Source organism: Dapis hubbardiae BLCC-M172 (assembly GCF_050016015.1).
GTDB lineage: Bacteria > Cyanobacteriota > Cyanobacteriia > Cyanobacteriales > Microcoleaceae > Trichodesmium.
Genome location: NZ_JBNHEQ010000118.1, coordinates 1 through 8,193 on the forward strand (window position 1 = coordinate 1; position 8,193 = coordinate 8,193).

At 32.6% G+C, this 8,193-nt stretch carries 3 protein-coding genes; 2 read left to right on the forward strand and 1 reads right to left on the reverse strand.

Going from position 1 to position 8,193, the window contains the following annotated elements; all coding sequences use genetic code 11:
* Nucleotides 1-894: 894 nt before the first annotated feature.
* Nucleotides 895-2,223, reverse strand: coding sequence for an AAA-like domain-containing protein (locus tag ACP6PK_RS10945; protein ID WP_426559627.1), 1,329 nt, complete (start codon nt 2,221-2,223; stop codon nt 895-897).
* Between the two features lie 1,482 nt (nt 2,224-3,705).
* Here ACP6PK_RS10945 and ACP6PK_RS10950 point away from each other — a divergent pair.
* Both ACP6PK_RS10950 and ACP6PK_RS10955 read left to right on the forward strand, forming a co-directional pair.
* Nucleotides 3,706-6,333, forward strand: coding sequence for an ATP-binding protein (locus ACP6PK_RS10950; RefSeq protein WP_426559628.1), 2,628 nt, complete (start codon nt 3,706-3,708; stop codon nt 6,331-6,333).
* Between the two features lie 215 nt (nt 6,334-6,548).
* On the forward strand, nt 6,549-7,919 hold the full coding sequence (locus ACP6PK_RS10955) for a hybrid sensor histidine kinase/response regulator (RefSeq protein WP_426559629.1): 1,371 nt from the start codon (nt 6,549-6,551) through the stop codon (nt 7,917-7,919).
* Nucleotides 7,920-8,193: the final 274 nt, after the last annotated feature.

Sequence of the window (8,193 nt, forward strand, 5' to 3'; positions counted from 1 at the left end):
TATCAGATATATATTATACCCTTTTTTTTACTATTTTTTCACTAAAGTCCCGATAATACTGTAAAATGAAAGCACTTGGCAATTATTAAAAACGGAGTAGTCAGGTGATAGAGAGACTTTGGCTATTTTTGAATTCGTCTATTGGTGAGTTCTGGAAACTGATACCATTCTATTGATTTGCGTTGGCGGAGCAAGTGCGGCAGCTATATCGCCTCCTACCTCATACTATAAGTCTAAATACTTACTCAAGTTTTCCCTTCTTTATGTACTACATTTTGTCGTGCGGAATGTGGGTATTAAGGCTTTTATATTTAATCAGCAAGCCCTAATTATAGAACCCATTTGGGATCTATTTAAAATTAGAGATTGAGAGTAGGGGAGCAGGGGAGTGGGGGAGAAGCAAACATAAGAATAATTAACATAATTACTAGGGAAAATCAGCAAAAAAATAATTCTGATTGTATCGATCAGTTAATAACTGAAATATCGCCCAAGTATAGCAATAATGCATGGGAATTGGTATTAAAGAAAATAACTTGAAATCCTCCCTAATAGAGTGATATAGAACAGCGAATGTGCATTAGGGAGGGATTTTTTGATTGAATTTTGGTGTATTAATTTGAACACAAAACCTGTTCTTAACAATGAATAATGGATAATTAATTAATTTGGTTTAAAGCCTTCTATCTCAAGAGTAAAAAAGTATTTTTGCAAATTTAGGGAATAGGGAACAGGGAACAGGGAACAGAGAATAGGGAATAGGAAAAAAGAAAAAAGTATTTTTACAAATATGATATGCACCCCATTATCCATTATTAATTATCAATTATCCATTATCAATTATCAATTATTAATTATCCATTATCAATTAGCTGATAGCTGAGGGCTGAATGCTTACAAATAACGCGATAATTGCTTTTGGAAATATAACTTATACAACTCACAGCTTGGTCTGACTACATCCTTAGAAATACTTATCAACCCCATGCTATCCAACTCATAAGCTATGATGGGGTCTATATCTGCTCCTTCTTGGGTAGTAATAACTTTTTTAAAAGCTTCTTTCAATTTTTCTTCCTGCTCAAGCATAACTAATAATTTGCGTAAATGGTTATTGTAAATTCCTGCTTCTGTTGGTGCTTCTTCTAATAATTGTTTAAAACGAACTTCTCCCCGATACAGATAATACAAAGCGAGTCGCACCAGATAAGGATGTCCTCCTACTATTGCCATTAATTGCCGACAATGAGTTTCTTGTAGCCAAGATAATCGATGACGTTGTGCTAAATCTTGTACTTGTTCTAAGCTAAAAGGAGGTAATTTCACTGGTAATCCGATATTAAAAGGAGATTGATTGATTTTCAGTGGTATATAAACTTCTGTAGAATAAACAATAATCATCCGCAATTTTTGCCAAACCTCTTCCTGTTTTGCTTTTTCGTACCAGGAGCGTAACAAAGGCAAAAAATCCTCGGCAATTTCAGGATAATTAAACAGTCTATTTACTTCATTTAGTGCCAAGACGACTGGAGTCTCCATTTGCCATAGTAAGTACTCTTGAAAATAAGTTGTACAGCTAATTTTACTGCCAAAAATTTCATCCCAATATTTATCCAACATAGACTCCATAGACAACTGTTTAGTAACATTGGCACAAAACCAACGTAGAAATTTATCTATAGAAGAAAAAGTAGGTTTTTCTGCTTGTGCGAAATCTATAGTAACAACATGATAACCCAAATATTGAGAACGATTTAGAATACGCAGCATCAGAGAACTTTTACCCATCTTTTGTGGCGCTCTAATCCTAATAACGCTCCCAGGTTGAGTAATTTCGGAGTAAGCTAGTTCCTCTATGGGAGACCGCTTTATGTATAAGTAAGAGTCTAAAGGAACTACACTACTGGGAAATTCTATATACATATCTACTTTTTGATTTTGACAGTATTTCTCCAGTAATTTTTGTTGTGATTCTGTTAAAGTTATGGGTTCTAAATATGGGCGTAAATTTGTTTTGGAAATTGGTTCTTGCCAATAATTACTTAGTAATGACCATAATTCACTAGCAACTTTTCTCAGATGTTCTGCTCCATAATATGCCTCATTAGCCATCATTATATATGTTTTTCCATCCCAGGAAGAACGCAAAATAAATTCTTGAAGGTGACTTAGAGGAGAAGGTAAATTAGCATTCAGGATTTGTATAACTTCGTCTACATTCATTTTTATAATTATTGAATATGAATAGTTTGAGTAAATAATTCATAGTTATAAAATATCATGTTTATTCTCTAAAATTACTGACATTATTGTCTGAAATAGTTAGGGCGTCCTGAATAAGTCTGATGGTTGAGGTAGGGAGTAGGGAATAGTCAAGAATCAACAAGAATAGGGGGTTGTAGAAGAGGTGGACGTTCATAATTGACCCCTCATTTTTCTCTCTCGCGTTACCCTAAAATACTCACTTTTTGCCGCTCTAGCAACGGAAAAGCTGGTGATTTTTTCAGACCTAAAAAGGCTAAAACCTTTATTTGTAAATGCTTTTGGATTTAATCAGCAAACTATATTGATCCCAAGAGACTTGGTTTAGATTGTATATCCTTAGTTTAGTTTAAAAAATATCAATCTATGAAAAAGTAAGTTTGTTAAGTCTCTATGTGTAACTTCTGTTAAGTAGTTGTGTAAAAATTTCCTCTCTTTTGTATTTTATTATCAAGTATTTGTATCTATCTTTGTATTAATTGTGATAATTATTGTAGTTAAATTAGAAAAATTTGTATTTTTTTATGTTAATAGTGTATAGTAGTTAAAAACTTAACTATTACCCTTGCTTAAAATTCTTCCCGTTCCTTGACTATAAACCAAAAGCCAAAAGTCACAAATAAAAAGTCAAAATTTATGTTGAGGATCTAGATACGATCCTGCTGATTACTGAGTGCTGACCGCTTTGTTAACTAGGGGTGGCTAGATTAAACATCAAAGCCTTGAAAGATAAAGCCTTTAGCCTTTTAAGGTATGGAAAAAGTACGAACTTTTAGGTCAAAAAGGTTCAAAAATTTGGCGTTGGTAAATGCGTAATGCTTTTATCTTAAATATCTATAATATCTATGAAAAAACTATAGTTGTACAGTTCATAAATATTGAAGAGCATTACCTAATCACCAATCCTAAAAATTTAGCATTTTTGCCTCAATATTACAGAAAAATTAAGGAATAATTCCTCCGACTACCTTCTCCATAACTCCAATTCCTCCTGACTCTGTACGGACGTTGCATGGAACGTCCCTACCTTCCCCTACTCCCCTACTCTGAAATAGATAAAGTTTTTGAGAAATGGTATTAGATATCTCCCACTCATCCAATCATCAAATCAATTATTACCCATTTTTTATCAATTAATTCTCCACCAAGACCTATTTTCTGGAGATACGCTTAGGGGTTCTATAATTCCCCGTTCCTCCTAACTACTCCCTACTCCCTAATTATTTTTGATTTTCATCTCCCCACACAAAGCACACAGAGCACACTTCCTTTACTCCCTAACCCTGAAAATCATACCCGCACTTCAACAAAACTAAAAAAACTTTTTGTCAAACTCTTGTAGGAAGTTTCTATGGAAGGTTCCTACAGAATTTTTACGCTTATGTGTATTACTCACAATTGTACAATTGAGAATAACAATAAAAAATAAAAAAACTAATCATTATGTGGCAAATATTAAGTCAAGTATTTTCACCTAATTTTATTTCCCTGGGAAATAACCATCAGTGGCAACCTGAACTAATACAGTTACATTTGTTGTCAAATTTATTCATAGCGATCGCCTATTTTTCAATTCCAGCAATCTTAATTTACTTTGTCCGAAAACGGAAATATGTAATACTTTCAGGAGTATTTGGTTTATTATGCACTCTAATGATATTGTCTGGCATAGGTCATTTGATGGAAGTATTGAGTATATGGTATCCATCTCCTTTTCATTGGCTAATTGGGATTCAGAAATCTATAACTGCTATAGTTGCTTGCTACACAACTTGGCGAGTCATAAAGCTATTACCTAAATTTTTATCTCTAAAAACTACCCCGCAACTAGAAGCAATTAACCAACAATTAGAAACAGAAGTAGCTCAACGGAAAGAAGCAGAAGTAATACTGGAACAAACTAATCAAAAGTTAGAAACAGAAGTACAAAACCAGACTTCTGAGTTATCAACAGCTTGGAATAATTTACAACAAGAAATAGAAAAGCGCCAAGAAACTATATCGTCATTACAAGCAAGTGCTAAACGGGAAAAAGTCATCTCTCTAGTCATTCAAAAAATACGTCAGAGTCTAGATATTCCCACTATATTTCAAACCACAACCCAAGAATTACGACAAACAATTTATTGTGAGCGAGTAGTTATCTATCAATTTAATCCTGACTGGAGCGGACAAATGGTAGCAGAGTCAGTCGAAAGTGGTTGGAAAATTTTAGTAGAGGAACAAGAAAATGACCCCAGTCTCAAACAAAACGCTATGGGAACTGAAAACTGTTACAAAGATTTATCTAATCCCAACGTAATTGATGATACTTACCTACAAGAAGAAAAAGGTGGTATTTATAGTCAGGGTGCAAAGTATCGAGTAGTTGAAAATATTTACGAAGCTGGATTTACTGATTGTTATATTCAATTATTAGAGAGTTTTCAAGCCAAAGCATATATCAATGTTCCGATTATTTCTAATAATAAACTATGGGGATTATTAGCTTGTTATCAAAATTCTACTCCTCGTAAATGGGAAAATCAAGAAATTAATATTGTCATTCAAATTGGCAGTCAGTTAGGAGTAGCTCTCAAGCAAGCAGAATTATTAGCCGAAACTGAACAAAAGTCATTAATGTTAGAAAAAGCATTAATAAAAGCAGATGCAGCTAATCTAACTAAAAGTCACTTTATTGCTTCTATGAATCACGAATTGCGTACTCCTTTAAATGCAATTATTGGTTTTACCCAACTAATGAATCTCGACTCATCTTTATCTACCAAAAACCAAGAATTTGTTGAGATTATTAATCAAGCAGGGGAGCATTTACTGAAATTAATTAATAGTATTTTAGAAATTTCTAGAATAGATGCTGGTAAAACCAAATTAAATATCGCCAGTTTTGACCTATTTACTTTGGTAAAAAGTATTGAACAAATGTTTAGTTTAAAAGCATTTGATAAAAATTTGTACCTACAATGTAAATGTGATGTTAATGTGCCCCAATATATAGAAACTGATGAGGAAAAATTGCGCCAAATTTTAATTAATTTGTTGGAAAATGCCATAAAATTCACTGAAATAGGGGAAGTAACATTAAGAGTTAGCAGAAAACAGGAGAAAAACCATTTACAATTTGAAGTGAGTGATACAGGTTATGGTATTGCTCCAGAAGAAATAGATCAATTATTTAAAGCTTTTGAGCAAACAGAAACAGGTCGTAAATCTCAACAGGGAAGTGGATTAGGTTTAACTATTAGCCATAAATTTGTACAACTGATGGGAGGGAATATTTCTGTTAGTAGTACAGTTGGTGTAGGAACAAAATTTACATTTGATATTGAGATAGAGGAGGCAGAATTACCAGAAACTGAAACTGCAAATACTGATAAAATTATAGGTTTAGCACCCCATCAACCAGAATATCGGATTTTAGTTGTGGAAACACAAGAAGTTGACAGTATTTTATTACTTGAAATGTTAAGTAAAATAGGTTTTATTGTGCAGGAAGTTACCGAGATTAATCAAATAACTGATATTTGCAAAAATTGGCAACCTCACCTAATTTTGATAGATTTAGAGATATTAGATAAATCAGGAAAGGAAGCAATCGAATCTATTAAAAGAGATAGCAATACTCAGACACCAATAATTTTGGCTCTAACAACTAAAACTTTTGCAGATGAGCCTAATAAAATTTTATCTACAGGTGGCGATGATTTGATTCTGAAGCCATTTTCCCAGAGAATTATATTGGAAAAAATTGCTGAAAATTTAGGGGTAAGCTACACTTATGAAAATGTGGAACCAGAAAAAAATGCGCAAATTGATATACCAGAAAATTCGTTACAAAAAAGTTATTTAACTCCAGAAATGTTGTTAGTAATGCCCATGACATGGGTGAGAGATTTGCATACAGCAGCTATGATAGGAGATACAGATTTAATTATTACCTTAGCAGAAGAAATTCCCGAATCAAATTCTGATTTATCCCAAACACTAATAGATTATGTCAATGAATTTCAATTTGAAAATATTACTGACTTAACTGAAAAAATTATTGAGCAAGAAAACAATCAAATTTAATAGACATCTTCGGAAAATCAATAAACCTTTTATAGCAATTCCCATGCTCGTGCTGAAAGTTTTACTTGCAAAGGATTTGATATTTAATCAGCAAACTCTAATTATTCTTGTTTTTATTACTCCCCCACTCCCCTACTCCCCTACTCCCCCACTTCCCTACTCCCCCACTCCCCTACTCTCCCACTGCCCTACTTCAATTTCGGAAATATCTAATTATGAATAACTATAAGCATAAGATTACCGGAAATATTCTGATTGTTGATGATATTCCAGAAAATCTCAAGCTTTTATCCCAGATATTGAAAAATGCAGGACACAAAGTTCGGGCTGTAACTAATGGAAAACTAGCATTAAAAGCTATTAATGCTCAACTACCTGATTTGATTTTATTAGACATTAATATGCCAGAAATAGATGGCTATGAGGTTTGTGAGCAACTTAAAGCCAACCTAAAAAATGAGAATATACCAGTAATTTTTTTAAGCGCTCTTGATGAAGTTTTCAATAAAGTAAAAGCTTTTTCTGTAGGAGGATTAGACTATATTATTAAGCCATTTTATCTGGAAGAAGTTTTAATCATAATCCAGAATCAACTTCAGATTAATTATAGTAAAAAGCTAATTCTCAAGCAAAATTTGATGCTTGAGAAAAAAAACCAAAGGCTATTAACTTCAGAAGCTTTATTAACCCAAAAATCAGAAAATCTAGAACAAGCTTTAGAGGAATTAAAACAAGCTCAAGTTCAAATGATTCAAAATGCAAAAATGGCTGGCTTAGGACAATTAGCCGCAGGTGTTGCCCATGAAGTTAATAATTCCATCAATTTTATTAAAAATAATCTTGACCATGCAAATAGTTATCTCGAAGACTTACTAGATTTAGTTAAACTTTATCAGGAGGAATACCCATCACCTAATGAAAAAATTCAGAACAATATTGAAGAGATAGACCTAGATTTTTTAAGTGATGATTTACCTCAGCTCATATTTTCTATGAAAAAAGGAGCAGAAAGGATTCAGAAAATAGTCGATTCTCTTGGCAATTTTTCTAGAATTAATCAGGCAGAATATAAATTAGTTGATATTCATCAAGGAATTGAAAGCACTTTAGCTTTGTTAAATTCTAGACTAGAAGAAACAGATAATTTATTACCAGTTCACATCATCAAAGAATATGGTCAAATTCCGAAAATTAAATGTTATCCTCATCAACTGAATCAAGTTTTCTTTAATATATTGAATAATGCTATTGATTTTTTAGAGGCAAAGAGACAAAAAAAAGTTGAACAGCAAATAAATTATGAGCAACATTTACCGACAATTTGGATTATCACAGAACTAATACCTAATGAGAAAATATTAATTAAAATTGTTGATAATGGAGCAGGGATAGATGAGTCTATCATAGAACGAATATTCGAGCCATTTTTTACTACCAAAAAAGTAGGTCAAGGTACGGGATTAGGATTATCAGTTAGTTATCAAATAATAGTAGAGCAGCATCACGGAAAACTAACTTGTAATTCTCAAATTGATAAAAGTTCAACATTTATAATTGAGATGCCTATAAATGTTTCATCCAAATAATTTTGTATAGCGCTACGCGCTAGGGAATAGGGAATAGGGAATAGGGAATAGGGAATAGTAGACTAATAAAGGGTTTTTCGTATAGGGAAAAGCTCCGCTAACAGGATTTAGAAATTTCCTAACCTTGATGCGTAGCGCTATAGTAATTTTATTTGTATTATTAGAAATGAGCAGTCAAAAAGTTTTTGTTTGTAGTAAAGCTCTAGCCCATCAAATATTTATAGTCATTTAACTTTAGATTCAGACAAAGCTTTATTGCTATGAGGAAGTTTCA

What these genes read in the sequence shown, in the direction of transcription:
- ACP6PK_RS10945 (WP_426559627.1), bottom strand. Translation starts at nt 2,223, where the DNA reads ATGAATGTAGACGAAGTTATACAAATCCTGAATGCTAATTTACCTTCT.
- ACP6PK_RS10950 (WP_426559628.1), top strand. Translation starts at nt 3,706, where the DNA reads ATGTGGCAAATATTAAGTCAAGTATTTTCACCTAATTTTATTTCCCTG.
- ACP6PK_RS10955 (WP_426559629.1), top strand. Translation starts at nt 6,549, where the DNA reads ATGAATAACTATAAGCATAAGATTACCGGAAATATTCTGATTGTTGAT.